This is a genomic window from Blautia sp. MSK.20.85 (genome assembly GCF_013317245.1).
Classification (GTDB): Bacteria; Bacillota; Clostridia; order Lachnospirales; family Lachnospiraceae; genus Blautia_A.
Genome location: NZ_JAAIUN010000074.1, coordinates 1 through 1,576 on the forward strand (window position 1 = coordinate 1; position 1,576 = coordinate 1,576).

Consider the following 1,576-nt stretch of genomic DNA (forward strand, 5'->3'; position numbering starts at 1 on the left):
ATGGTCCACATTTTCCATAGGCACATCCGTAACATTCATCTTTTTCCAACTCTTCCTGCTTCATTTCATCGGCAAACATTCCTAACAGCGTTGTGTAAATCTTTTTCATTGCCAGGAACTTCTCTTCTGCTTTTTCCATCTTCTCTTTGTAAAATGGAATCAGTCCACGAAGAACTGGATGGAAACGTTCATTTTCATCATCCCAGGCACAGATTTTCATCATACAGCGTGGCTGTTTCTCATAATTGCCCAGATAATACGGGCAGAACGTACAACCTCTTTCTTTAACAATTTCCACCGGAATCACTGGCATCTGACTTTTGATTTCTTTTGTTACATGCTTACTTTCAATTCGCTCTCTCATCTTAAAAATCCTCCAAGTATATATATTTGCAAAAGGGATTTCCCCTGAATTGCCTGATTTTGGGTACAAAAAAAAGAGGCAAGCTTACGATTTTATTTTCGCAAGCCTGCCTCTTATCAAATATTCAATTATTTTCCGATGATATATCGTAAGAAAACGTATACCGCACGGATTACATACACTGGAATCATGATACTTCCAATCAAAGCTCCAATGATGACACTTAATGCAGCCATCCCAAGTGTTGCTGTTATATCCATTCCTTTTGGAATCAGGACCAGCCGCATTTTATGTATTCCAAATGGAAGTCCGGAAAGAAATATCCACCAGAATAAGTCTGTCTGTCCACTGACTTTCATGATGGTGGATACCATCCAGAACCAGAATAGCATAAATGCCAGTGGCAGTATTGATTTTTTAATTACATCTTCTATCATCATCTTTTCATTCCTTCTGTCCAACTTCGCATATCATATTATTGTTTTTCTGCCCATGATGCCAGGAGCATAAATATCACTTCTTCCATCTGAGCTTTAGAATATGACTCAGGAAAATACTGTTTCAGCTTTTTCGCCGGAATCTGTACCTGTACTTTCTCAGTACTTTCATTCATACAGATCTGGTCAATCTCTGAATATGTCAACATCTGCTCTTTTGCAATCTGCTTCAATTCCTTTGCCTGCTTCATAGACGGTACCATATTGTGATTACTCATATACTGAAGCAATATCTGTTGTTCTTCACTTCTCAAATATGAAACTTCAACAGCTGTATTAAAGGGAAGCTTCTTCTCGTCTGCCAGTTCTAAAAGTTCTGCGATTAACTCTGTCAGATGAATATATCGAAGAATCTGTCTGGAACTATCTCCTGTATTCTGACTGACTTCTTCTGCCGCCAACTTCTTGCCAACTTGGCAAGAAGTTAAATCAGACCGTTTTCCCTGACGCTTTAACGCCTCATATTTCATTTTATAAGCGAATGCCTTTTCACTGATCAGCAGCTCTTCTCGTTGAATGTTGGAATCTACCATGATCACCGTCGCTTCATCATCTGTAAGATCTTTGATGATAACAGGCATTTTCTCTAATCCCGCAAGTTCACATGCTCGTTTTCGCCTATGACCAGCTACCAGCTCATAACCACCGGACTCTCTCAATCGCACAATACCAGGAACCAACACGCCATATTGTGTAATGCTTTCTGATAATTCTT

General features: G+C 39.3%; 3 protein-coding genes. All 3 read right to left on the reverse strand.

The annotated features are described in order from the left end of the window. A partial coding sequence (locus G5B12_RS16905; protein WP_174088936.1) for a hypothetical protein occupies positions 1–364 on the reverse strand: 364 nt, incomplete at its 3' end. A gap of 128 nt (positions 365–492) precedes the next feature. Beyond that, a complete protein-coding gene (locus tag G5B12_RS16910) occupies positions 493–804 on the reverse strand; it encodes a DUF6050 family protein (RefSeq protein ID WP_012744320.1) in 312 nt (103 codons plus the stop codon). A 35-nt stretch (positions 805–839) separates the two neighbouring features. Next, the coding region (locus G5B12_RS16915; RefSeq protein ID WP_174088938.1) for a ParB/RepB/Spo0J family partition protein at positions 840–1,576 on the reverse strand (737 nt) is incomplete at its 5' end.